Below are 25,196 nucleotides of genomic sequence, written 5' to 3'. Positions count from 1 at the left end.
TGCAGACATATTCGCACTGTTCAGCCCGGCCATGCGCACGACCCGGCGATCTGACCACCAGAAAGATCAACAGATCGCCTTTTTCGGGGTACCCCGTAGTCCATTCGGGCGGCGGGGACAAGGGGAAGTTTACCGACAGCTTGTCGACAGGCCCGAAAAGTTTCGAGAACGGGCAGGGTGTCTGACGCTCATTTGTGTTCGCCTTGCGAACGCTTGTTCGTTTAGCGCACACTGCTGGTTGGCATGACGCTCGGCGCGATGGCGCCGTCGGCCCACCACGGACAGCTCGCTCGGGTGGGTGGGTCGGTCAGAGCCCGCGGCGCAGGCGGGTGAAGAGTTTCGGGCTGTCGATGGCGAGGACGCCGACGACCTTGTCCCCGGCCGAATAGGTGGCGACGAACTTCCGCTCGGCCGGATCTCCTTCCACCACCCGGACTTCGCCCTCGCTCGCCCCGGCGAACTGGATACGGCAGCCGTACTGATCGGACCAGAAGTACCCGGGCCGCTCGTAGTTCGCGACCGTCGAACCCGCGAGCAGGTTCCGCACGGCGACCGCCGGTTGCTCGGTGGCCGCCGTCCAATGTTCCGCACGGACTCGCCGCCCGCGCCGGACACACTGATACCGCACCACATCGCCGACCGCGACCACCCGCGGATTCCCGGTGACACCACCGGAATCCGCCAGCACCCCGTCGTCGACGGCGATCCCGGAACCGGTCAGCCACGCCGTGTTCGGCCGCACGCCGATGCCCACGACCACCAGGTCCGCCGGGATCTCCGTGCCGTCCACGAGCCGCACACCGGTGACTTTCGACGTCCCGAGCAGGCCCTCGACCCCGATTCCGGTCAGCGTCCGCACCCCGTGCCGGCCGTGCAGGCTCGCGCACGCGGCACCCATGAGCTCACCGAGAATCCCGGCCAGCGGTACCGGCATCGCTTCCACCACAGTCACTTCATGCCCGAGCGACCAGCAGGTGGAAGCCACTTCCGCGCCGATGAACCCGGCGCCGATGACGACCACTTTGGACGGACCCAAGGCGAGAGCACCGCGCAGCGCGACGGCGTCGTCCAGGGTGCGCAGCGTGTGCACTCCGGCGAGTTTCTCCGTACCGGGAAGGGTTTTCGCCGCTCCGCCGGTGGCGATGACCACGCCGTCGGCCGCGATTTCGACACCATCGGAGAGTGTCACGCTGGTCTTGGAGAGCCGTTCGGCACGGGTTCCGAGATGCCATTCGGCGTCGAGGTCGTCCGAGTCCAGCAGCGCGAGTTCGTCCACGCCGACCTTGCCCAGCAGGAAATCCTTCGACAACGGCGGCCGGTCGTACGGCTGATGCGGCTCTTCGCCGACCAGCACGAGCCGCCCGTCGAAACCCTGCGAACGAAGTTCCTGTGCCGACCGGAGTCCGGCGAGCGAAGCGCCGACGACGGCGATGGTTCTCATGGCCGGCGTCAACCCGTCGCGTCGAGGAGTTGCGGCTGGGCAACCACATTCACATCGACGTAGACCACGCCATCCTCGATGACGACGGGGTATGTCCGAATCGGATTCTTCGCCGGCAGGCAGGACGGCATGCCCGTCCGGAGGTCGAACAGCGCCGCGTGCAACGGGCACTCGACGAAGCATCCCTCGACCCAGCCATCGGCGAGCGAGGCGTCCTGATGGCTGCACGTGTCGTCGACGGCGAAGAATTCGCCCTCGGCGTGGAAAACCGTGATCGGCACGTGGGCGAGGAGGCGGACACCTTCGCCTTCCGGCAGGTCAGCGGCATGGCAGGCTCGAATCATCAGGGCCTCCGAGAGACGTGCGAAGTTACTTACCGGGTACCCGCATGTTTCGTGAATGTTGCGCATTACGAGACACGACGTGCTAGGCGCAACAATCCAGGTCGGACCCGAGCTACGTCAAGGGGTTCGCCCGGTCAGCCGAGCGTGATCGCGCAAAACGGATAGTGTTGCGCCATGCGGAACCAGGACTCGGACAAAGCAGGCTCGGGCAACGGAACCCCCAGTCAGGTGCAGTCGGTCGACCGAGCCATCAGCGTGCTCGAAATCCTCGCCCGCGAAGGCGAAGCCGGGATCACCGAAATCTCGGTGGAGCTGGGCGTGCACAAGTCGACGGCGTCCCGTCTGGTGAGTGTCCTCGAAGCGCGGGGCCTTGTCGAGCAACTCGGCGAACGCGGCAAATACGCGATCGGCTTCGGCATCGTGCGACTGGCCGGGGCGGCCACCGGACGGATGGACATCGCCAAGCTGGGGCGCCAGACCTGCCAGACGCTGGCCGAGACGCTCGGCGAGACGGTCAACATCGCCGTCGCCGACAACGGCGTCGCCATCAACGTCAGCCAGGCCCGCGGGTCGGCGGCGATCAGCACCCAGAACTGGACCGGTCAGCGGACCCCGCTGCACGCGACCTCCAGCGGGAAAGTGCTGCTGGCCTTCATGAACGAAGCCGAGCGGCGCAGATTGCTCCGCCGCAAACTCGACCAGTACACCCCGCGCACCACCGTCGAGGCGGCCGATCTGGCCATCGAGCTGGACCGGGTGGCCGAAGAGGGCTACGCCGTGTGCTTCGAGGAACTGGAGCTCGGCATGCACGCCGTCGCGGTGCCGATCCACGGTCCGAGCGGTGAGGTGGTCGCCGCGATGAGCGCGTCGGGCCCTTCGTATCGCCTCTCCAAGCAGCGCGTTCGACAGATCGTCCGGCCGTTGACCGACGCGGCGACAGAACTTTCGTCACAGCTGGGGTTCTACCAAGAGTAGCCAGTTGCCACTACTTGCGTAATGCGCAAGTAACGCCTGCGTCATAGTGCTTCCAACCAGGCGGAACAGCGCGTTTGGGGTATTGACACGGCGTCTCGGATGACGCACCTTGTTGCTGAAGGCGGAACAACTCCCCCCATACGCAACTCACCCCGCGTCCCCCGCGCGGGTATCCGTGCTCGCCTGCGCACCCGGACCCGAATCAATCCTCTGTGGACAGATCGGGTGGGCAGGCGTGGAGCAGGAGGTACTCGATGGCCGTCGCCCCCCGAGTGGTCGTCATCGGAGCAGGAATCGTCGGCTGCGCGCTGGCCGACGAACTGTCCGACCGTGGCTGGACCGACATCACCGTGCTGGAGCAGGGAGAGCTGTTCAAGACCGGCGGCTCCAGCTCCCACGCCCCCGGCCTGGTTTTCCAGACCACCGGCTGTAAGACCATGACCGAGTTCGCGAAATACACCGTCTCGAAGTACAGCGGCCTGACGCTGGACGGGAAGTGGTGCTTCCAGCAGCTCGGCGGACTCGAAGTCGCGACCACCCCGGACCGCTGGGAAGATCTCAAACGCCGTCACGGCTGGGCGACCTCCTGGGGCGTGCGCAGCTACCTGCGGGCGCCGGGCGAATGCGCGCAGCTGCACCCACTGCTCGACGAAACCAAAGTGCTGGGCGGTTTCCACATCCCGAGCGATGGCGTCGCGAAACCGTTGCGGGCAGCCGAAGCCCAGGCCAGGCGCGCGATGGAGCGTGGCGCGAAATTCCTCGGGCACCAGAAGGTCACCAGTGTCGAACGCTCGGCCGGGCGCGTCACCGGGGTCACCACCGAGACAGACAGCTTCCGTGCCGACATCGTCGTCTCGTGCGTCGGGATGTGGGGCCCGCTGATCGGCGAGCTCGTCGACCTCACCGTGCCGCTGGTCCCGATGGCCCACCAGTACGCGAAGACCACGCCGTTGCCGATCCTCCAGGGCGACAACGACGAACTGACCGAGGCCAGCAAGCCGATCCTGCGGCACCAGGACGCCGATCTGTACTTCCGCGAGCACGTGGACCGCATCGGCGTCGGCGCGTACGGGCATCGCCCGATGCCCATCGACGCAGGGGAAATCGCCGATCCGCTGACGTCTTCGGGCATGCCGTCCGAGCTCGCGTTCACCCCGGCCGACTTCGACGAATCCTGGGCGGCGGCCGTCGACCTGCTGCCCGTGCTCGGCGAGTCCAAGGTCGAGGAGGGCATCAACGGGCTGTTCTCGTTCACCGCCGACGGGATGCCGCTGCTCGGCGAGCACCCCGACCTCGACGGGTTCTGGGTCGCCGAGGCCGTCTGGATCACGCACTCCGCGGGGGTGGCGAAGGCGATGGCCGAGTGGATGGTCGACGGGCAGCCGAGTCTCGATCTGCATTCTTGTGACCTGGCACGGTTCGAGCAGGTGCAGCTCGCGCCGGATTACGTGCGAGCGCGCAGCTGCCAGAGTTTCGTAGAGGTCTACGACATCCTGCATCCCTTGCAGCCCATGCAAGATCCACGTCCGCTGCGGACCAGTCCGTTCTATGAGCGGCAGGCCGAGCTCGGTGCGTACTTCCTGGAGGCGGGCGGCTGGGAACGGCCGCATTGGTACGAAAGCAACGCGAACCTGCCCGAGGTCGAGCAGATCCCGGCGCGCAACGAATGGGCGTCGCGGTACTGGTCGCCGATCGGCGGTGCCGAGGCGCTGGTCGCGCGGCAGCGGGTGGCGATGTTCGACATGACGGCGTTGAAACGGCTCGAAGTCACCGGGCCGGGCGCGCTGCCGTTCCTGCAGACGATGACCACGAACCAGCTGGACAAGAAGCCCGGTGCGGTCACGTATACCTTGCTGCTGGGCGAAGACGGTGGTGTCCGCAGCGACCTGACCGTCGCCCGGCTCGGCGCCGAGCGGTTCCAGGTCGGCGTCAACGGGAACCTGGACCTCGACTGGCTGCGCCGGCACCTGCCCGGCGACGGAACCGTGCAGGTGCACGAAACCACGCCCGGCACGTGCTGCATCGGCCTGTGGGGCCCGCAGGCGCGGGCATTGCTGCAGCCACTGTCCAAAACGGACTTCTCGCACCAGGCGATGGGCTATTTCCGGTCGAAGCAGGCGTATATCGGACAGGTTCCGGTGACCGCGATGCGACTGTCCTATGTGGGCGAACTCGGCTGGGAGCTGTACACGACGGCCGACATGGGCCGGAAGCTCTGGGACACGCTTTGGGAAGCGGGGCAGAAGTTCGGCGTGATCGCCGCCGGGCGCGAGGCGTTCAACAGCATGCGGCTCGAGAAGGGCTACCGCTCTTGGGGCACCGACATCACCGCCGAGCACGATCCCTACGAAGCCGGTGTCGGGTTCGCCGTGCGGATGGACAAGGGCTACTTCATCGGGCGTGACGCGATCGAGGGCCGCGCGGCCGAGACGGTGACGCGCAAGCTGACCGCGTTGACCATCGACGATCCGTTCGCCGTTGTGCTGGGCAGGGAGCCGGTGCGCGTCGACGGGCGTCCGGCGGGGTACGTGACCAGCGCGGCTTATGGCTACACGATCGGCAAGAACATCGCCTACGCCTGGCTCCCGGCTTCGGCGGCAGTACCAGGACGTCCGGTGGAGATCGAGTACTTTGCGGCGATGGTGCCCGCGGTCGTCGCCGAAGAACCCTTGTTCGACGCGAACATGAGCCGGCTGAGGAGTGCGTTGTGAGCGGTTACGACACGATCGTCATCGGACTCGGCGGCATGGGCAGCGCGGCCGCGTACCGGCTCACGCAGCGAGGTCAGCGAGTGCTCGGCATCGACCAGTTCGCGCCGGTGCACAACCAGGGCTCCAGCCACGGCGGCTCGCGGATCACGCGGCAGGCGTACTTCGAGGACCCGGCGTACGTACCGCTTCTGTTGCGGGCACACGAACTCTGGGAGGGCATCGAGCGGGACTCCGGTAGCGAGATCTTCAACCGCTGCGGGGGGATCATGATCGGCAGGCCGGATTCGCGCACGGTCGCCGGAAGCCTGCTGAGCGCCCAGAAATGGGATATCGCCCACGAACTGCTCGACGCCGGGGAGATCCGGCGTCGCTTCCCGACCATGCGACCCGACGACGACGAGATCGCGCTGTACGAAGGCGGCGCCGGTCTCGTGTCGCCGGAGGCGAGCGTCGGCGCGCATCTGCACCTGGCGGCGCGCGCCGGCGCGGAACTCCACTACGACGAAAAGGTGTTGTCCTGGACGGCCGATTCCACGGGCGTGCGCGTCAGGACTTCGCAGGGCGACTACACGGCCGACCAGTTGGTGATCTGCCCCGGCGCGTGGGCTCCTCAACTGCTCGCCGAGTTGGGTGTCGAGTTCACGATCGAACGTCAGGTGCAGTACTGGTTCGCCCCTGAGGGCGGCGCCGAGCCGTTCCTGCCGGACCGGCATCCGGTTTATATCTGGGAAAACGCCCACGGACGGCAGTTCTACGGCTTCCCGGCGCACAATTCTCCCGAGGACGGTGTGAAAGTCGCGTTCTTCCGCGGCGGCGATATTTGCACGCCCGAGACCATCGACCGGACAGTGCATCCCGAGGAAGTCACGACGATGGCCGACTTCGTCCGACGGGGAATGCCGACACTGCCGGGGAAGTTCCTGCGCGCGGCGACCTGTATGTACACCAACACCGTCGACGAGCATTTCGTCATCTCGCGGCATCCCGCGTATGAGCAGGTCGTCGTCGCGTGTGGTTTTTCGGGGCACGGCTTCAAATTCGTGCCCGTGGTCGGGGAAGTGCTCGCCGATCTCGTCACCGAAGGTACGACCGCGCACCCGATCGCCCTGTTCGACCCGGCCCGTTTGACAGGAGTCAGATGACCGCCGAAGCACTCCCTGCCGCCGAGGCGGCATCCAATACCGCGACCGAGTTGCCGCCGAGCCTCATTTCGACGTTGCCCGGCCGGTACTACACCGACGAACGGATTTTCGCGCAGGAGCAGGAAAAGGTCTTCGAGTCGATGTGGTTCTGCGCGGTACGTTCTTCGGAACTGGCCAAGCCGGGTGACTTCAAGAACGTCCAAATCGGACGCGAGAGCGTGCTCGTGAACCGCGCGCGAGACGGTGGCCTGCGGGCGTTCCTCAACATCTGCCGCCATCGCGGCGCGCGGCTGTGCACGGAGGAATCGGGTTCGGTCAAACGATCTTTCCAATGCCCGTACCACGCCTGGACATACGGGCTGGACGGGAAACTGATCGCCGCGCCGAACCTCGCGAGCATGCCGGACATCGACCGCACGGAGTACGGCCTCAACGCGGTGCACCTGCGGGAATGGCTGGGCTACGCCTGGGTCAACCTCGCCGCCGAGCCGCCGTCGTTCGAGACCGATGTCATGGGCGCGGTGACCGAACGGCTCGGGAACCTCGAAGCGATCGAGCACTACCAGCTGGACGAACTCGAGATCGGGCGCCGGATCACCTACGACGTGAAGGCGAACTGGAAACTGATCATCGAGAACTTCATGGAGTGCTACCACTGCGCGACGATCCACCCCGAGCTGACCGAGGTCCTGCCGGAGTTCGCGGACGGCTACGCCGCGCAGTACTTCGTGGGCCACGGCGCCGAGTTCGGCAGTGACATCAACGGGTTCACCATCGACGGCAGCGATGGCTTCGAAAAGCTCGACGGCGTCGCCGAAGACCAGGACCGCCGGTATTACGCCGTCACCATCCGGCCGCAGGTGTTCGTGAACCTCGTGCCGGACCACGTGATCTTCCACCGGATGTACCCGCTGTCGGCGGACCGCACGATCGTCGAATGCGACTGGCTCTACTCGAAGGAGGTCGTCGCGTCGGGGCGGGACGTGTCACGGTCGGTGGAACTGTTCCACCGCGTCAACGAGCAGGACTTCGAGGCGTGCGAACGCTGTCAGCCGGGCATGAACTCCCGCGCCTACGCCGGCGGCGGCGTCCTCATGCCCTCAGAACACCACATCGGCGAATTCCACACCTGGCTCCAACGCCGCCTCGCGTAGTCCTGAACTTTCGCCATCTGTCGACAGATGGCGACGAGCGTTTTCAGCCCGCCAGCAGTTTCCCGGCGAGGGCATCGACGTTCACGCCGGCGACGCCGTCGAGGACGTGCCACGGCGAGAGCCACGAGGTGGCGGCCAGTTCGTCGTAGACCTTCGAGCAGCGTTCCTGCAGGGCGTCGTCGGACTCGAAGGCGTCCTTCGGGCGCGACGCGTTGGCGCGGGCGCGGCGGGCGGCGCGGGCGGCGGCGACTTCGGGTGAGACGCGGAGCAGCAGGTGGGCGTCCGGGGTCGGCAGGCCGAACCTGTCGATCTCCAGTTCCTTGACCCACTTGACGAGTTCACCCGACGCGTCCTGGTGCAGCCGCGCGGCACCGTAGGCGGCGTTCGAGGCCACGTACCTGTCCAGCAGCACGACGTCGTAGCGCTCGCGGTACGCCCGGATGTCGTCGGCGGCGCCGCTGCGGTCGAGCGCGTACAGCATCGCCATGCCGTAGACGGAGTCCGCGAGGTCGCCGTGGCCGCGGTGCAGCGCTTCCCGCACGAGGTCCGCGTGCACACTTTTGCCGTAGCGCGGGAACGCCAGGCTCGTCACGGTCGCCCCGCGGTCGGTCAGCGCGCCGGTCAGCCCGTTGGCCAGCGTGCGCTTGCCGGCTCCGTCAAGTCCTTCGATCACCACTAGTCGCCCCACGAGCGATCACCCTACGGCGTCGGCGTGGATGGCCGGCGGGCCCGGCGGGGTATCCAACACGCCGAAGCCCACCGGCACGTTTCAGGCGGGCCGCCGCACCGAATAGAGCAGGTAGGCACCGACGCCGGCGGCGAGCAGACCGCCGACGACCAGCAGCGGGATCCAGTCGAACTCGCGTCGCATCGGCGCCTGCGCCTGGCCGTCGCCGCCCCGGGGCATCACCGATGCGACCTGGCCACCCGCCAGCCCGTTCCGGGCGTATTCGGGCAACTTGCCGGCGTAGCGTCCGGCGACATCCTGGTAGGACACGACCGGCAACACTTCGCCCGCCGAGGCGGCTTGCGCGCCGGGCATCGCGAACAGGAGACCGGCCGCGGCCAGCCCGGCGATCACCAATCCGTTCCGCACGCCGTTCATCGCCTGCTCCCGACAAGCGGGTGCGTCCAGCTGTAGAAGTCGTGGGTCGAGGAGTTCGCCAGCACGAGATGCCTCCTGTTCCGAGAACACACGGCTACCTGATCACTACGGTGGATCGTGTGGTCACGCAGAGCAAGAAGGCCACCGATACGGTAGGACCGTTCCGCGTCAACCCCGGAACGTGGAACGGTCACTCGAACGTGGCGAACAGACCCGAAGGGGTCTCGGAATCGGCACTCTCCGCTGATAGCGTGAACGTTCCGTGGTGTTCACAGCAGCGCACACGTGTGAACAAGACCCCGGAAGACGGAGACAGGCGAACGGTGAACGAAAAGCCCCGACGGCCTCAGGCCGAAGCTTTGCCGAAGGAACTCACTGAAGCACTTCGCGCCGGAGAATTCCATCAGGCGCTCCGACTCGCCATCGCGCACCGGGGACTTTCGCTCGCCCGGCTCCGCGCGCATCTCGATCAGCGCGGGGTCCCGGTCGGCCAATCCACCCTCAGCTACTGGCAGCGCGGACTGCGTCAGCCCGAGGTCCCGAAGGCCCTGCCCGCTGTCCGCGCCCTCGAATCCGTCCTGCAGCTGCCCGCGGATTCACTCGTCGTGCTCATCGGACCGCGCACGTCACGGGGACGCGGGTCCCAGCTCGCCGCGTCCTTCTCCGACCTGCGCTCCGGCGACATGGCTTCGATCGTCGACCAACTGCTGGCGGAGCTGGGCGCGAACCCGTCGGACAACCACTCGAACGCCGACCTCGAGCTGCTTTCCGTGCACGACACGGTCACCTTCGACGCCGAACAACGCCAGCGCAGCGTCCAGACCCGGCTCGTGACGAGGGCACGGCGGCACGGCCCGGACAGGTACATCACCGTCTACAACGGGGACGAAGGCTGCCGGATCGAAGACGTCGAGCTCGTCACCGCGGAAGGCTGCCGCGTCGGCCGGATCCGGCGGCACCCCGGCGGCGACACCCTCGCCGTCGAGCTGCTGTTCGACCGGAAACTCGCCGAGGGCGACATCCACGTCTTCTGCTTCGAGGTCCGCGACGACTCGGGCGCGATGTCACCCGGCTACTACCGGATGTTCCGGGTGCACTGCGCGAGCTTCCTGCTGCAACTGCGGTTCAACCGCCGCGCGCTCCCGGCCCGCTGCACCCGTCAGTTCCGCACCCGCGACGACGCGACGCCGGTGGAATCGGACGAGCTGCCCTGCGACATGGGCGGCGTGACCAGCGCTTTCTTCCGCGACGCTGGCCCCGGCTTGGCAGGCGTCGCCGTCGAGTGGACCTGACCCCGGCGGCATCAAGGGACCTTTACTACCGCGAAACGGCAGTAAAGGTCCCTTGCTCCCGCTTTAAGCCGGGGTGGGTGATCAGTAGCGGTAGTGGTCCGCCTTGAAGGGGCCCTCGACGTCGACGTCGATGTACTCGGCCTGCTCCTTGGTCAGCTTCGTCAGCTCGCCGCCGAGCGCCGCGAGGTGGATCTTCGCGACCTTCTCGTCGAGCTTCTTCGGCAGGCGGAACACCTCGTTGTCGTATTCCTCGTGCTTCGTGAACAGCTCGACCTGGGCGATGACCTGGTTGGAGAAGCTGTTCGACATCACGAACGACGGGTGCCCCGTGGCGTTGCCGAGGTTCAGCAGACGCCCCTCGGACAGCACGAGGATCGTGCGTCCGCTCGGGAAGATCCACTCGTCGACCTGCGGCTTGATGTTGACCTTCTTGATACGGGGGTACCGCGCGAGGCCCGCCATGTCGAGCTCGTTGTCGAAGTGGCCGATGTTGCCCAGGATCGCCTGGTGCTTCATCTGCGACATGTGCTCGACGGTGACGACGTCGCGGTTACCGGTCGTGGTGATCACGATGTCGGCCTCGGCGAGCGCCGACTCGAGGGTCTTGACCTGGTAACCGTCCATCGCCGCCTGCAGGGCGCAGATCGGGTCGATCTCGGTGACGATGATCCGCGCACCCTGGCCGCGCAGCGACTCCGCCGCACCCTTGCCGACGTCGCCGTAGCCGCAGATGACCGCGACCTTGCCGCCGATGAGGACGTCGGTGCCGCGGTTGAGGCCGTCGAGCAGCGAGTGGCGGATGCCGTAGCGGTTGTCGAACTTCGACTTCGTCACCGCGTCGTTGACGTTGATCGCCGGGAAGAGCAGCTCGCCGGCCGCGGCGAGCTGGTACAGGCGCAGGACACCGGTCGTGGTCTCCTCGGTGACGCCGCGGACGCCTTCACCGATCTTCGTCCACTTGGTCGCGTCCTCGGCCAGCGAAGCACGCAGCAGCTGCAGGAAGACCTTGAACTCGTCCGAGTCGTTCTCGTCGTCCGGGGGAACGACACCGGCCTTCTCGAACTGGGCACCCTTGTGGACGAGCATGGTGGCGTCGGCACCGTCGTCCAGAATCATATTCGGTCCAGTAGACGCTGTGGGGCCGTCTTCACCCCAGGTGAGCATCCGCTCGGTGCACCACCAGTACTCCTCCAGAGATTCACCCTTCCAGGCGAACACCGGAACGCCTTTGGGCTCCTCGGGCGTGCCGTGCGGGCCGACGACGATCGCGGCGGCAGCATGGTCCTGGGTCGAGAAGATGTTGCAGGACGCCCAGCGAACTTCGGCGCCGAGTGAAACGAGGGTCTCGATGAGGACGGCGGTCTGCACCGTCATGTGCAGGGAGCCGGACACACGGGCGCCGCGCAAGGGGTAGACCTCGGCATATTCCCGGCGCAGAGTCATCAGGCCGGGCATCTCGTGTTCGGCGAGGCGGATCTCTTTACGGCCGAACTCGGCCAGGTCAAGATCGGCAACGGCGAACTCGATGCCGTTGCGGGTGTCGTGCCGCTTGGCAACGCTTTCGGGGGTCATAAGTCGGTTCCTCCAAGGTGGATGACGATCCAACAGTACCGTTGACGGCTTGTGCGTCACTTGAGAAGTTAGGATCCCCTCACTTGTCCTTCCCAGGACCGGACACCAGGGTCGTCGAGTTGCGCGTCCCAGGACTGATCGGTACCACCGGGGAATCGCTGCTCGACGTGGTTTCCGCGGTAGATGTCGCCGGTGACGGGTACGGCCGGGTCATCCGGCCTGCCGACCGGCTGCGGCGCCCCGCGCCCGGGCCGACGCTGCCCGCGCTTGGCCGATCCGTCCCACGCACCCTCGAAGGTTATCTGTGGAGCCGGATGACCTCCGGCGGGGCGGCGAAAGCGACTTGGGCGCTCCTCTTCCCGTTTTCGCTGGCGAACGTGGCCCACTGGATGCTGCCGCCAGTACCCGGAGGCAGCAGGCTCGCCGCCGCGCTCGGCTCGATGTGCCGGGCCCTGCTGCGCGTCGCGGCCCTGCTGCTGACGATGCTGCTGGTCAACCAGCTGGCCGTGATGAGCCTCGACCTGCTCGCCGCCCAATGCCTGGCGCCGGGCTCGTCGTGCCTGTCTGTCGCGCCGACGTGGTTGCGCACGTCCGAGCTGTTACGGACGGCCATCGGCCTGCTCCCGCCGCTCGTCGTGATCCTCGTGCTGAACCGCGTTTCGTCGACGAACTGGCACGTCGACGCCGAGGCAGGCACAAAACCGCAAGCCGGGCTGCCCGGCCACGAACTGCTCGCCGACCCCGACGCGCCCGGCCTTCGCGGCCTGCACACCATCGCCGCTTTGGGCAGCGTCGCACTGCTGACTCTCGGCGGCCCGTTCCGCCTGCCCGGTGACGTGCTGGGCATCGTGGCGTGGGTGTGCGCGCTGTCGTCGCTGGTCGCGACGGTGCTCGCCGCCGCGGCCGGTGGCGGGGCGGGCAGGGTCGGGACGTGGGCGCGCCGGACGTTGATCACGTTCGCCACGCTGACGCTGCTCGCGGCCGCCGTCCACACGCCGAAGTTCACCTCCGGTGGCCTTCCCGGCACGGACGGCATCGTCGAAGGGCTCGGTGCGGCTCTCCTGGTGATCACTGTGCTCTTCGGCCTGCTTCTCGTACCCGCCGCGCTGCTGGCCAGGGGCGCCTGGAAGTCGATGCCGCGACGGCTGCGGCCCTGGGTCGGCGGCTGGGCCGCCGCACCCGCGCTCATCCTGGCCGGGCTGCTCGGTGGCGGTTTCGGTGCCGGGCTGACGATCGCCGTCCGCCGCCTGCTCTCCGACGACCTCCGCCTGCCGGACACGTACCAGCTGATCACCGTCTTGTGGGGCGCGGGATTGGCGCTGGCCGTGCTCCTCGGCCTGCTCGGGGTCGTGGTCGCCGTTCCGCTGCGGCTCAGGCGGCGCGGGGTCCCGGAAGTCGTCCGGATAATGGATCTCGACCCGGAACATGAAACAGCAGCCGCCGCCGCGTGGGCGAGGTCCGCGTGGGAGCGGCGGCATCTGCACCATCTGGCGCTGGCCGTCGCGTTCGCGATGTCGATCGGGGTGGTGGTGCTGCTCGTCGTGCGCTTCGGGCTGCACAAGGTGCCGACGTGGTTCGGGCCGCTGTCGGCCATCGGCGTGGTCGCGCTGGGCGCGCTCGCCGCCGGTCTGCTGCGCGTGGTCTACACCGCGGCGAGGACGCCCGAGCGCAGCCGCCACCTCGGCGCGCTCGCCGACCTCGTCTGTTTCTGGCCCCGGGCGGCGCATCCGACCGTGCCGCCCTGCTACGCGCTGAAGGTCGTTCCGGAGCTGGTCGCGCGCACGAAGGAACACCTCGCCGAGCCGGGTACGAGGGTCGTGCTCGCCGGGTACAACCTCGGCAGCCTGCTGACCACCATCGCGGCCGCCCGGCTGGTCGACGAACTCCCGGAGGCGGATCGTGAGCGCGTCGGCCTCCTGACCGCGGGCTCTCCTCTGCAATGGGGCTACCAGCGAGCTTTCCCCGCGGTGCTGCCCTGTGACTCGCTGGCCAAGCTCAGCGAACGTCTCGACGGCCGGTGGCGGGCGCTCTGCCGGGGCACCGACATCTTCGGCGGCGGCGTCACGACCTGGCGCCATTCCGTGTCCCAGGACAAGCTCATCGGCGACGGCTACCAGCCCGGCGGCGGCATTGGCCCGCTGATGGCCGTCCAAAAACCGACCGGCGCGCTCGTCCTCGGCGGCGACCACTGGCTGCCCGACCCGATGCGCGCGCCCGACGGCCTGCGCCGCTGGGCACCCGGCGTCCTGAAACACCTCGACTACCTCGCCGACGCCGAATGGGACCACGCCGTCGCGATGGCCGCCGGCCTCGAACGCACCGGCCAGCCGTTCCGGCTCGTGGGCGAGCAGGTCCCGTTATGGGACCCGCCGCACCACCCGAAGTGACATGAACGGACCTTCCTTTCAGTTTTTGAGAGGAAAGGTCCGTTCATGTCACTTTTTTGGAGCTGAGCCGAGTCGAGCGGGGCTACTCCCGCTGGGCCTGAGCGGGGAGTTCGCCCCTGTTGCGCTTGCCCAGCAACGAGTTCCGGCGGCTGTAGACGAAATAAATGACCACGCCGAGGATCATCCAGACGACGAACCGGAGCCAGGTCAGCACGGTCAGGTTCAGCATCAGCCACAGACACGCGATGATCGCCAGGATCGGGATCAGCGGCACCCACGGCACCTTGAACGCACGCGGCAGGTCGGGCCGGGTCCGGCGCAGGACCAGCACCCCGGCGGAGACCAGCACGAACGCGAACAGCGTGCCGACGTTGACCATTTCCTCCAGCTTGTCCGCCGGGAAGAAGGTCGCGGCCACCGCGACGAGCCCGCCGACGATCATGGTCGCCTTCTTCGGCGTGCCACGGCTGCTGGTCTTGGACAGCGCCGTCGGCATCAGGCCGTCGCGGGACATCGCGTAGATGACCCGGACCTGGCCGAGCATCAGCACCATCACCACGGTGGTCAGCCCGGCGAGCGCGCCGACGGAGATGATGTTCGCGGCCCAGTCGACGCCGTTGGCGGAGAACGCCGTCGCCAGCGTCTTCTTGCTGCCGTCCCCGGCCGAAGTCGCGAGGTCCTTGTAGTTGACCATGCCGACGACTACAAGCGAGACGGCCACGTAGAGCACGGTCACGATGGCGAGCGAGCCGAAGATGCCGCGCGGCACGGACTTCTGCGGGTTCCTGGTCTCCTCGGCGGTGGTCGCGACGATGTCGAACCCGATGAACGCGAAGAACACCAGTGAAGCACCGGCCAGCAGCCCGAACACCCCGAACGAACTGCTCGCGCCGCCCGCGATCAGGGAGAACAGCGACTGCTCGACCCCGCTGTGGGTGGATCCGGCGGCCTCGCCCGGTGGGATGAACGGCGTGTAGTTGGCGCCCTTGATGTAGAAGAAGCCGAGCACGATGACGAACAGCACCACCGCGACCTTGATCCCGGTGATCACCATCGAGAACCGGGAAGACAGCTTGGTCCCGATCACCAGCAGCGTCGACAGCCCGGTGACGAGGATCAGCGCGCCCCAGTCGACCGTCACACTGCCGATGTCGAACGTCGTCTTCGTGCCTTCGCCGAAGATGTACCCGAGCACCGTCTGCAGGTACGCCGACCAGCCCTTGGACACCGCGGCCGCGCCGACGGCGAGCTCCAGGATCAGGTCCCAGCCGATGATCCACGCCATGAACTCGCCGAAGGTGGCGTAGGAGAACGTGTACGCGCTCCCGGCCACCGGAACCGTCGAGGCGAACTCGGCGTAGCAGAGCGCCGCGAGCGCGCAAGCGATTGCGGCGAACACGAACGCCAGCGACGTCGACGGCCCGGCGAAGTCACCGGCCGTGCGCGCGGTGAGGGTGAAGATCCCCGCCCCGATGACGACGGCGACGCCGAAAACCGTCAGATCCCAGGCACTCAGGTTTCTTCGGAGCTTGCTGCCCGGTTCGTCGGTGTCCGCGATGGACTGCTCAATCGATTTCGTGCGCCACAAACCCGTCCCAGGCAACGTCGACCCCCTTCGGTGACCACTGGAAATCGCGATCTGGTCACCCTAACGCGTGACGGGTTCGACGGCATTTCGAGCGGAAACCGCAGGTCAGACCGTGGTTCGGTCGAGGTCCGGCTCGAGGTAGATGAGCCGCGCCGCCGGGACCTTCGCGCGTACGCGGGACTCGGCGTCGTCGATCGCCTGCGCGATCTCGTCCATCTCCAGACCGGGGGAAAGCGCGAGTTTGGCGGCCACCAGCAACTCGTCCGGCCCGATGTATTGGGTGCGGATGTGGATGACGCGCTGCACCTTGCCGGCCGCGAGCTCGTCGATGATGATCTCGAGTTCCTTGTCCGTGGCGCCCTCGCCGATCAGCAGGCTCTTCATCTCGATGATCAGGATGACCGCGATGATGCCGAGCAGCAGGCCGATCATCACCGTGCCGACGCCGTCCCAGACCGGCTCGTCGGTGAGCACCGACAGGCTGACCCCGATGAGCGCGAAGACGAGACCGAGCAGCGCGCCCGCGTCCTCCAGCAGCACCACCGGCAGCTCGGGCGTGCGCGATTGGCGGATGAAGCCCCACCACGAGACGTCGCCCTTGATCTTCTTGGACTCGGTGATCGCGGTGTAGAAGCTGTAGCTCTCCAGCAGGATCGCGACCACGAGGATGATCACGGCCACGATCGGCGAGGTCAGCGCTTCGGGATGCTGGATCTTGTGGATGCCTTCGTACAGCGCGAACGCCGAGCCGAGCGTGAACAGCATCAGCGCGACGATGAACGAGTAGAAGTACCTGTCCCGGCCGAAGCCGAACGGGTGCTCCTTGGTCGCCTTGCGCTGAGACGTCTTCTGGCCGAGCAGCAGCAACCCCTGGTTCGAGGTGTCCGCCACGGAGTGCACCGCCTCGGCGAGCATCGACGACGATCCGGTGATCGCGAACCCGACGAACTTCGCCACCGCGATCCCGGCGTTCGCACCGAGCGCCGCGAGAATGGCCTTGGTTCCGCCGCCTGCTGACACCGTTACCCCCTGAAGAACTGCCTGATTTGTCCGGACCGAAGCTACGCGGATGAAAGACTAGCCGGGCCGCTCGGCGCTCACGAAGCCCGCTCGCGTCAGGTACAGGTACCCGCGGTGGCGCGGAAGGCCTGGATGGGCCCAGCCCCCACGGGATCAAGCCGCACGGGCGGATCAGCTGCGGGCAGCCAAACCGACTGGCCACGCTTCAGCTCGACCTGCTCGCCATCGTCGGCGGTCACGAGCAGTTCGCCGGCAGTGCACAGGAGGATCTGCGGGCCGGTGCAGTCGACCATCACCGCGGCGTCGTCACCGGCGGGCCACTCGAGACGCGACAGCTCGAATTCCGGCGCGTCCGTGCGGTAGACCGACATGTGGTTCTCGGTATCGCCGGTCTGCACGGGCATTTCGCCACTGCCGAAGTCGACCACACGAAGCAGTTCGGGTACGTCCACGTGCTTCGGGGTCAGCCCGCAGCGCAGGATGTTGTCCGAGTTCGCGAGGATCTCGACCGCGGTGCCGTGCAGGTAGAGGTGCAGGTTGCCGGCAGCCAGGTAAATGGCCTCGCCCGCGGCCAGCGTGAGCCGGTTGAGCAGCAACGCGGCCAGCACACCCGCGTCGCGCGGATGCGCTTCGCCCAGCTCCAGGACGGTCCGGCACTCGGCGTCGAACTCGCCGTGCGCCTTGACGTGCAGGACGCAGGCGTCGAGCACCTCGGGCAGCAGCTCGTCCAGCGTCGCCTGCGGCAGCGTGATCCACGTGGTGAACAGCGCGCGCAGGCCGTCGGCGTCCGGCTGGGCTTCCAGCAGGCCGACGAACTTCGCCAAACCCGGCGATTCGAGGGCGCGCAGCAGCTCCACGGTCCGAAGCGGATCGCGGAACCCGGCCAGCGCGTGGAACTCCGTGAGCGCGCAGACGAGCTCGGGCTTCGCCGTCGGGTCCGGGTAGTTGCGGTTCGGCGCGCTTCGCGGGATACCGGCCTTCTCCTCCAGCGCGTGTCCCTGCGCGGCCTGCTCGGCCGACGGGTGCGCCTGCATGGAGAGCGGTTCGTCGGCGGCGAGGATCTTCAGCAGGAACGGGAGCCGTCCGCCCCAGCGCTTCGCGCACTGCTCACCGAGCTGGCCCACCGGGTCCGACTCGACGAGCTCGAGCAGGCTTCGCTCGGCTCCGTCGGGGCCGACGATCCGGGACGGGTCGCCAGGGTGCGCGCCCATCCAGAGTTCCGCTTCCGGGTGCGTTGCCGGTACCGGTCGCCCCAGCAGCTCGGGAATCGTCGTCCGGGATCCCCACGCGTAGGGCCGCACGGCATTGCGCAGCAGCTCCACTGTCACCTCAACTCCTCGCCGGGCACAGCCGGCCCTAGCTCTCTCGTCTCACGCCGTGACGGACGTGTACCGGCCCGCGTCCCCGATGCTCCCGGCCGCCAGGCCGAGGTAGACGGCCGCCAGCTCGAAACGCAACGCGAGGACACCGGCACGGATCGGTTCGTCCGCGTCGATCTCTTCCGCCGCCGCGATCCAGTCGACACCGGGCAACATGTCCTGTGCCTGGTAGCGAGCCGCCTCGGCGGCAGGCCCTGTCCGCACCGCGAGCAGCAACACCCTCGGCCGTGGCCCGGAGCCCTGATCGTCCGGGTCGGCGAAAATGTCGCGCTCACTGTTGCCTGCCAAAGCCGCCCGGCGCAATGCGGGTCTTGCCAGAGCTTGGCGATAGTCCTCAACGTCACACACCACGCCCGCGTGGGCCGCGAACGCGTGCGCGGCGTGGTCGCCGACCGCGACCGCCACCGGGTCCAGGCCCCAGAGCAGCGGAATCCTGTCGGCGACGCGCAGCGCGAGCGCTTTGGCCGGGTTGGCGAAGGTCTCCCTCGCCAGGTAGTTCTTCTCGGCTTCGGCGTCGAGCTGGTCGGCCAGCGCCTGGACGTCCGAAACGAGCAGGCCGAGCGCGTTCGCCGTCAGCAGCCCGGCGGCCAGTCCCCGCGGGAAGGCCATCTCGGGCGGCACGGGGATCCGCGGCGCGAGCACCAGGCCCTTGCCGGCGACCGAGGCCGCGACCGGGCCTTCGGGCGGTGCCGAGAGCACGACGCGCGCACCGAACCGCGCGGCGCGATCCAGTGAAGCGGCCAGTTCCCTGTCGCCGGGGTCGTCGGTGTGCGCGAACACGACGTCGAGCGCGCCTATCCAGCTCGGCACGACCTCCGCGATCACCACGGGCACCGGGCACGACGGCGTGAGCAGCGCGGCGAGCATCCTGGTCAGCGACCGGCTGACCCCTGGCCGGTCCAGCAGGACGAGCGCACGCGGACGGCCGACGTCGAGCCGATCGCTCAACCCGACGTCCGCGGCGGCCTCGGCCGTCGCGCGGACCTGCGCGCCCGCCATCGCGGCGGCGCGCAGAAGCCCCGCGCTGTCGGCTTCGGCCAACCGCGCGGGGTCGTCGAGCAGCGAGTCGTCAAGCACCGTCGTCATGGGTGCCATCCGGGGACGCCGGGTCCGTGGCTTCGTCCAGCAGCAGCACCGGGATGCCGTCACGGACCGGGTACACCCGCCCGCAAGAGGTGCAGGTCAGGGCGTCGGCCTCGGGATCGGTACCGGAACCCACCCGGAGCGGGGCGTGATCGGGCGACGGGCAGGCCAAGATCTCCAGCAACTGTGCGTCAAGCGTGACGGCCATCGTTCTTCCTTACCACGTGTAAGACCACGTTACCCACGGATAATCGCCAGAACCTCGTCCGTGAGCGTCTTTACGGCTGCGGAATCGGCGGCTTCGACGTTCAGGCGCAGCAGCGGCTCGGTGTTGGACGGGCGGAGGTTGAACCAGCTGCCGTCGGCCAGTTGGACGGTGAGGCCGTCCATCTCGTCATAGGTCACGCCCTGACGCGAGCCGAACTCGTCCTTGACCGCCATCAGGCGCGCGACCTGGTCGGTGACGGTGGAGTTGATCTCGCCCGACGCCGCGTAACGCGAGTACTCGGCCGTGAGCGCGGACAGCGTGCCGTCCTGCTCGCCGAGCGCCGCCAGCACGTGCATGGCCGCCAGCATGCCGGTGTCGGCACGCCAGAAGTCGCGGAAGTAGTAGTGCGCGGAGTGCTCGCCACCGAAGATCGCGCCGGTGGTGGCCATCTCGGCCTTGATGAACGAGTGCCCGACGCGGGTGCGGACCGGCTTGCCACCGTGCTCGGTGACGATCTCCGGCACGCCCTTCGAGGTGATCAGGTTGTGGATGATCGTGCCGCCGGGCTCCTTCGCGAGCTCGCGGACGGCGACCAGCGCCGTGATCGCGCTCGGCGAAACCGGCTCGCCGCGCTCGTCGACCACGAAGCAGCGGTCCGCGTCGCCGTCGAACGCCACTCCGGCGTCCGCGCCGACCTCGCGCACCTTCGCCTGCAGGTCGACGATGTTCGCCGGGTCCAGCGGGTTGGCCTCGTGGTTCGGGAAGTTGCCGTCGAGCTCGAAGTACATCGGCACGATGTCGATCGGCATTCCGTCGAACACCGTGGGCACGGTGTGGCCGCCCATGCCGTTGCCGGCGTCGACCACGATCTTCAGCGGGCGGCTGGTGGAGAGGTCCACCAGGTTGCGCAGGTAGGCCGCGTAATCGGCGAGCACGTCCTGCTCGGTCACCTGGCCGGGCTGCCCGTCGAAGGCCGGAACGCCCTGCTCGACGGTGTCACGGAGCTCGATGAGCCCGGTGTCCTGCCCGACCGGCGAAGCCCCGGCGCGGCACAGCTTGATCCCGTTGTACTTGGCCGGGTTGTGGCTCGCGGTGAACATCGCGCCTGGCATGTTCATCGAGCCCGAAGCGAAGTAGAGCTCGTCGGTGCTGGCCAGCCCGATCAGCACGACGTCGAGTCCCTGCGAAGTCACGCCGTCGGCGAAGGCCGCGGCGAGCTCCGGAGACGAGTCGCGCATGTCGTGCCCGATGACCACCGACGGTGAGTCCGGCTTGATCAGCAGCGCGAAGGCGGCGCCGAATTCGCGGACGAGAGCCGCGTCGATCTGCTCACCGACCACTCCGCGAATGTCGTAGGCCTTCACGATGCCCGAAAGATCTGCCACAACCTCTCCCCGAGAGTCTCTTGACCTTGCGCTCGATGCGCCTGGGCAACCCTACCGGCGAAGGTGTCAGCTGCGAGTGACCGGGCAGGAGGTCAGGAGCGACCGGGGAGGACGCGCAGATGTCCGCGGCGTCCGGAAGGTCCCTCGGGCTCGGGGGCCACCGGCGCGCGATCCGGGCGGCCCGCTTCCCGCACGGCTTCGGCCAATGCCGTCAGCTCGTCCGCGGACTGCTCCGGATGGGCGAACTCCCCTTCGTGCCGCACGACTTCCCATCCCTTGGGGACAGTGAGCCGCAGGGCGTGGACCTCGCAAAGGTCATAGGAATGCGGCTCGGACGCTGTCGCCAAGGGACCGACCACCGCGGTCGAGTCGCTATAGGCGTAAGTCAGCGTGGCGACAGCGGGCTCTAGACAACCCGTTCGCGAACACTTCCGTACGCTCCGCACCTTCGGAACGATAGCGCGTCCGGGCGACGGCGTACCGGCGACACGCGCTGGAAGTCTTCGAGCGCGTACCCTTCCCTCGTGGCGACGGCTCGTGATTCCCGACAGCGACTGCGCATGCGCCGGGACAGGCATGGGCGCGGGCTCCGTGGTGCGCTCTACCCGGCGACGCTCCCGGCGGCCACCAGCCGCGCGGAAAAGTTCGACGCGCTCGTGCTCGACGCGCTCGAACCCATCGAGGCCCGCTGGCGCCATGAGCTCACCAAACTGGACGTGGCCGTCGACGACGTGCCCGAAGTCCGGCGCGACGGCAAGGCCGATCCGTCCGAAGGCGTGCTGCACGACGGCTCGGTCCCCCTCTCCCGGCTGGTGCCGACCGGCGTCGACCGCGCGGGCTTGCCGACGCGGGCCCGGATCGTGCTCTACCGCCGCCCGCTCGAAGCACGCGCCAAAGACCCCGGCGAGCTCGCCGAACTGGTCCACGACGTCCTCGTCGAGCAGGTCGCGGTCTACCTCGGCGTCGAACCCGACGTCATCGAAGGCGACTAACCTCCCGAGTGCGATCTGTGCACGCGCGAGTGCAGTCTGTGCACGCTCAAGCGCGATCCGTGCACGCCTGAGCGCGGTTCAGCGCTAGACCGGGCGTCGCCGGGACGGGACGGCGGTGAGCAGCGTGAACAGCACGGCCGCGATCTGCCCCAGCAGCAACAGGTTCCGCAGCGACGAAGGATGATCGACGACGACGTCCGACTGCCGCTCCGGTACCGACACCGCCACCTGGTGCCCCCACGCGGGCACGATCGGCACGGCCCGACCGTTCACCGTCGCCTGCCAGCCCGGCTCCTGTTCGGCGGCCAGCACGAGCAGCCGCCCGGTCGGGCCGTCCGAGACGCGCACGCGCACGTCCGGTGTCGACGCGGGAACGGGCACCACGCCCGGTGCGTTGCCGGGAGCGCCTTGCCCGGTGACGGCCTGCTTCGCCAGTTCCGGGGAGATCAACGTGGCTTGCCCGCCCGGCGCGAGCATCCGCAGCACCGGGCTGCCGTCGGACATCGGCGGCGCGCCGCCGGCCAGTTCCGGTGCCAGCGCGACGAAAGCGTCGGGGTTCGCCCCCGGCGGCAGCACCACGAACAGCACCCCGGACGCGGTCGCCGCGGCGAAAGCCTGTTTGACGGCCTCGGGGGTACCTGTCACCAGGTCTCGACGCCAGTTCGCGAGCCGCTCGAGACTGCCGGGGGTCGGCGCGAGCAGGTCGTCACCGAAATGCGGCAGTCGTCCACCGGTCTGTGTCACCGGCTCCGAGCCGTCGCCGACGATCAGCACCGAACGCCCGCTCGACGCCAGTTCCGCGGCCAGCGCCGAAGGCAGGGTCGCGTCGCCGCCCGCGTGCAACGGCCCCTGACGTCCGGCCGCGACCGCGCCGACGCCGAGCGCCAGCAGCACGACCACACCGCACAGCGCGGCCACCTTCGGCAGCCACGACAGGGAAACCGACGGCCCGCGTTGGACCGAAGCGAGGATGACCCAAAGCAGACCGGCACTGATGACGAGCAGCGGAACGCCCGCGAAGCCGTGCGACGGCACCCCGCCCTGTAACGGCGTCACCGCGACCTGGCGCACCAGCACGAGTCCGCCGACGCCGAGCGCCACCACCGCGAGCCCACCGGCGGCCCGCGCCGACGGCCGCAGTACGAAGACACACAGTGCCGCCACGACGATCGCGATCCCGACCGGCCACGCGCCCGCCTCACCGGGATCGAGCCCGACGAGCTCGGTCGCGGAAGTCAGCGGCGCGGCGCCGCCCAGGCCCTGCACCAGAAGTTCCGGATGGTTCAGCAGCGCCGACGGCCACGGCAGCAGCAGCGCGAGCGGGAGCACCACGACGATGCCGACCCCGGCGACCCGCCGCGCCAATCCCGTCGGCGCCGGCAGCACCACGAAACCCACGACCAGGCCGAGCAACGCCAACGCGTGCGCCAGCGGCGAGAACGCCCCGAGCAACGCGACACCGAGCGCGCACAGCACGGAACCGTGCAGCCATCCCGTGTCGGCACGCACGAGCAGTCCCGCGATTCCGGCGATCACGGCCGGCAACAGGATGTGCACGATGACGACGTCCAGCCGTCCCTGCGCGACGGACGCCGTCGCGGCGGGCAGCACGGCGTACGCGGCGGCCACCCCGGCGCGGACCCAGCGGCGCACGCGAAGCCGTCGTGTGGCGGCGTAAGCGGTCAGAGCCGCCAGCGGCAGGTCGCCGATCAGCAGCACCGCGGCCAGTGCCGCCGGCCCGCCGATGGGCGCGAAAACCGCGCCGAGGATCCCGAAAACGGGCAGTGCCGCGGGTGCCGGACTCGCCGTGCCACCGGAAATCGGGTGCCACGAAGCCAAATACGTCGACCACAGCTCGCCGAGACCGCCGACCGGCAGCAGTTTCCCGCCGGCGAGATCCAGCCCGAGACGGCCGCCATTGATCACCAAACCCAGTACGGTCAACACGATCAGCAGCACGACCGGCGGGGCGAACAGCGTCGCCGAAAGCACGCGGCGCCGATTCACCTCCACGAAAACGAGTTCGGGCTCCGACGGGGTGCCGTCCGCCGATCGGCGTGTGGGCGAAGGTTTCCGCGATGGTGACGGAACCTGATCCGATGAGGCATCCTTCGGTGCCCGATCGGGCAGTGCGACCGCGACCACCCCGCTCGGCCTTCGCAGGCCGGAGCCTCGCGAACCCGCGCCCCGCATCGCCCCCGCGGGCAACGCGCCCGGCCCGACCGGGCGGACGGCCTTCGCGGAATTCTCCGCGCGCAGGGCTTCCGGGGGAATCCACGCGCTTTCCGTCGCCGAACTTTCCGGCAACGTGCCCAGCGCGGCTTCGCTCGCCACCCGGCGACGCACCAGATCCACGACGCCCGCGCGAGCGGCGTTGCGCAATCGCGTCAGCCTGCCGGTGAACAACCCCCGTACCGAACCGGAACCGGTTCCGCGTCGGCGTGTCCGCGCGACACGCAGGTCTGCCTTGCCCCCCAACAGATATCCGATGGCGGCGAATTCCGCGCCCGCCTCCGCGGAACGGCGCAGCAGCAGGAAAGCCAACGCCCGTAACGAAGACAGCACGGGCAGCCGGATGAGTCCCAGCCAAAACGAAAAGGGAGAACAATTCACGAGGAACGCGCGCAGCCCGTGCGCGCGGTTCGCGGCGGCGACCGACGTCGTGAGCGCGTCGGCCTTGCGCTGCCCGGTGGTGACGGCCCTGGCGTGCCGAAGTCGCGCCGGGGGCACGGAAAGCACCAGGCTGCCGGCGGTGTTCGCCCGCCAGCCGAAGTCGATGTCCTCACGCAGCAACGGGAAACCCGGGTCGAAGCCACCCAGTGTTTCCCAGAGCTCACGCTGGATCAGCGCGCCGGCACTCGGCACCGCGAGCACCTCGGTGCTCTGCGCGTCGAGCGCGGCTATCTGCTGGCGATGTCCCGAAGCGTCGGTGGAAAGCCCGGACTCGACGATGAGCCGCGGGTCCGTCCAATCGAGAGCGAGCGGACCGAGCACCTTCGCCGATGGAGCGGCAACGGCCGCCCGCAGCAAAACGGCGAGACAGTCGGGTTCCGGCGCGCAGTCGTCGTGGAGAAGCCAAATCCACGCGCCGGGGTCGCCCCACCGCTCGACGGCCTGCGCCGTGGCTTCATTGACCGCGGCGGCAAAACCCGTTTCATTCGAAAGAGTGACAACGCCGTCCAGTACCGGATACGAGTCGGGACCCGCGACCACACCTTCCGGATCTGCTGCCTCCGCAAGCAAAAGCGGTGTGCGGTCACTGGAACCGGTGTCGACGGCTAAGACGTGACGCGGTCTGATCGTGCTTCGGCGCAAGGCCGAAAGCGCTAGTGGCAACCAGTTTTCCCCGTTGTGGCAGACCAGAACTGCCAGTACCGGAGCGGTGCGCAGCGACGGAGGTGCGGGAGTGCGGTGCAAC

At 68.3% G+C, this 25,196-nt stretch carries 20 protein-coding genes; 7 read left to right on the top strand and 13 right to left on the bottom strand.

The window, feature by feature from the left end; genetic code table 11:
• Nucleotides 1-307: 307 nt before the first annotated feature.
• Nucleotides 308-1,441 (bottom strand): NAD(P)/FAD-dependent oxidoreductase, encoded by a 1,134-nt coding sequence (locus tag VGP60_RS27750; protein ID WP_327551053.1) that lies wholly within the window; start codon nucleotides 1,439-1,441, stop codon nucleotides 308-310.
• A gap of 8 nt (nucleotides 1,442-1,449) precedes the next feature.
• Nucleotides 1,450-1,785 carry a bifunctional 3-phenylpropionate/cinnamic acid dioxygenase ferredoxin subunit gene (locus VGP60_RS27745; protein WP_327551059.1) on the bottom strand — a complete coding sequence of 112 codons (336 nt, stop codon included), beginning with the start codon at nucleotides 1,783-1,785 and terminating at the stop codon, nucleotides 1,450-1,452.
• Between the two features lie 174 nt (nucleotides 1,786-1,959).
• Here VGP60_RS27745 and VGP60_RS27740 point away from each other — a divergent pair, with 174 nt between their 5' ends.
• From VGP60_RS27740 to VGP60_RS27725, 4 genes are all read left to right on the top strand, one after another.
• Nucleotides 1,960-2,760, top strand: coding sequence for an IclR family transcriptional regulator (locus VGP60_RS27740; protein ID WP_327551052.1), 801 nt, complete (start codon nucleotides 1,960-1,962; stop codon nucleotides 2,758-2,760).
• A gap of 254 nt (nucleotides 2,761-3,014) precedes the next feature.
• A complete protein-coding gene (locus VGP60_RS27735; RefSeq protein ID WP_327551051.1) occupies nucleotides 3,015-5,471 on the top strand; it encodes an FAD-dependent oxidoreductase in 2,457 nt (818 codons plus the stop codon).
• Entirely contained in the window at nucleotides 5,468-6,613 is a 1,146-nt protein-coding gene (gene solA / locus VGP60_RS27730; RefSeq protein WP_327551050.1) for an N-methyl-L-tryptophan oxidase, read from the top strand. The genes VGP60_RS27735 and solA overlap by 4 nt, the downstream gene beginning before the upstream one ends.
• A complete protein-coding gene (locus VGP60_RS27725; RefSeq protein ID WP_327551049.1) occupies nucleotides 6,610-7,767 on the top strand; it encodes an aromatic ring-hydroxylating dioxygenase subunit alpha in 1,158 nt (385 codons plus the stop codon). Before solA ends, VGP60_RS27725 begins: the two co-directional genes overlap by 4 nt.
• Nucleotides 7,768-7,810: 43 nt before the next feature.
• Here VGP60_RS27725 and VGP60_RS27720 read toward each other — a convergent pair whose 3' ends face one another.
• Nucleotides 7,811-8,443 (bottom strand): dTMP kinase, encoded by a 633-nt coding sequence (locus VGP60_RS27720; protein WP_327551058.1) that lies wholly within the window; start codon nucleotides 8,441-8,443, stop codon nucleotides 7,811-7,813.
• A 93-nt stretch (nucleotides 8,444-8,536) separates the two neighbouring features.
• Nucleotides 8,537-8,872, bottom strand: coding sequence for a hypothetical protein (locus VGP60_RS27715; protein ID WP_327551048.1), 336 nt, complete (start codon nucleotides 8,870-8,872; stop codon nucleotides 8,537-8,539).
• 323 nt (nucleotides 8,873-9,195) lie between these two features.
• Between VGP60_RS27715 and VGP60_RS27710 the strand changes: the two genes are divergently transcribed.
• Nucleotides 9,196-10,164, top strand: a complete 969-nt coding sequence (locus VGP60_RS27710; protein ID WP_327551047.1) for a hypothetical protein — start codon at nucleotides 9,196-9,198, stop codon at nucleotides 10,162-10,164.
• 81 nt (nucleotides 10,165-10,245) lie between these two features.
• Here the strand turns inward: VGP60_RS27710 and ahcY are convergent, their stop codons facing one another.
• Nucleotides 10,246-11,736, bottom strand: a complete 1,491-nt coding sequence (gene ahcY, locus VGP60_RS27705) for an adenosylhomocysteinase (protein WP_327551046.1) — start codon at nucleotides 11,734-11,736, stop codon at nucleotides 10,246-10,248.
• A gap of 83 nt (nucleotides 11,737-11,819) precedes the next feature.
• Here ahcY and VGP60_RS27700 point away from each other — a divergent pair, with 83 nt between their 5' ends.
• A complete protein-coding gene (locus tag VGP60_RS27700; RefSeq protein WP_327551045.1) occupies nucleotides 11,820-14,123 on the top strand; it encodes a hypothetical protein in 2,304 nt (767 codons plus the stop codon).
• An 82-nt stretch (nucleotides 14,124-14,205) separates the two neighbouring features.
• Here VGP60_RS27700 and VGP60_RS27695 read toward each other — a convergent pair whose 3' ends face one another.
• From VGP60_RS27695 to VGP60_RS27665, 7 genes are all read right to left on the bottom strand, one after another.
• Nucleotides 14,206-15,726, bottom strand: a complete 1,521-nt coding sequence (locus tag VGP60_RS27695; RefSeq protein WP_327551044.1) for an amino acid permease — start codon at nucleotides 15,724-15,726, stop codon at nucleotides 14,206-14,208.
• Between the two features lie 90 nt (nucleotides 15,727-15,816).
• Complete coding sequence (locus VGP60_RS27690) at nucleotides 15,817-16,731, bottom strand: cation diffusion facilitator family transporter (RefSeq protein ID WP_327551043.1); 915 nt, start codon at nucleotides 16,729-16,731, stop codon at nucleotides 15,817-15,819.
• Between the two features lie 95 nt (nucleotides 16,732-16,826).
• Nucleotides 16,827-18,053, bottom strand: a complete 1,227-nt coding sequence (gene manA, locus VGP60_RS27685) for a mannose-6-phosphate isomerase, class I (RefSeq protein ID WP_327551057.1) — start codon at nucleotides 18,051-18,053, stop codon at nucleotides 16,827-16,829.
• Between the two features lie 48 nt (nucleotides 18,054-18,101).
• On the bottom strand, nucleotides 18,102-19,196 hold the full coding sequence (locus VGP60_RS27680; RefSeq protein WP_327551042.1) for a hypothetical protein: 1,095 nt from the start codon (nucleotides 19,194-19,196) through the stop codon (nucleotides 18,102-18,104).
• Nucleotides 19,180-19,401, bottom strand: a complete 222-nt coding sequence (locus VGP60_RS27675; RefSeq protein ID WP_327551041.1) for a Trm112 family protein — start codon at nucleotides 19,399-19,401, stop codon at nucleotides 19,180-19,182. Before VGP60_RS27675 ends, VGP60_RS27680 begins: the two co-directional genes overlap by 17 nt.
• A gap of 29 nt (nucleotides 19,402-19,430) precedes the next feature.
• On the bottom strand, nucleotides 19,431-20,786 hold the full coding sequence (locus tag VGP60_RS27670; RefSeq protein ID WP_327551040.1) for a phosphomannomutase/phosphoglucomutase: 1,356 nt from the start codon (nucleotides 20,784-20,786) through the stop codon (nucleotides 19,431-19,433).
• Between the two features lie 92 nt (nucleotides 20,787-20,878).
• A complete protein-coding gene (locus tag VGP60_RS27665) occupies nucleotides 20,879-21,232 on the bottom strand; it encodes a DUF3499 domain-containing protein (RefSeq protein WP_327551039.1) in 354 nt (117 codons plus the stop codon).
• A gap of 114 nt (nucleotides 21,233-21,346) precedes the next feature.
• Here VGP60_RS27665 and VGP60_RS27660 point away from each other — a divergent pair, with 114 nt between their 5' ends.
• A complete protein-coding gene (locus VGP60_RS27660; RefSeq protein ID WP_327551056.1) occupies nucleotides 21,347-21,778 on the top strand; it encodes a metallopeptidase family protein in 432 nt (143 codons plus the stop codon).
• An 84-nt stretch (nucleotides 21,779-21,862) separates the two neighbouring features.
• Here the strand turns inward: VGP60_RS27660 and VGP60_RS27655 are convergent, their stop codons facing one another.
• Nucleotides 21,863-25,195: a glycosyltransferase family 2 protein gene (locus tag VGP60_RS27655; protein WP_327551038.1), complete on the bottom strand. Its 3,333-nt coding sequence runs from the start codon at nucleotides 25,193-25,195 to the stop codon at nucleotides 21,863-21,865.
• Nucleotide 25,196: the final 1 nt, after the last annotated feature.

This window comes from Amycolatopsis sp. (assembly GCF_036008905.1).
In the GTDB taxonomy this organism is placed as follows: Bacteria; Actinomycetota; Actinomycetes; order Mycobacteriales; family Pseudonocardiaceae; genus Amycolatopsis.
The sequence above is the reverse complement of the archived record's forward strand: the minus strand, read 5'-3'. Positions and strand labels throughout refer to the sequence as shown.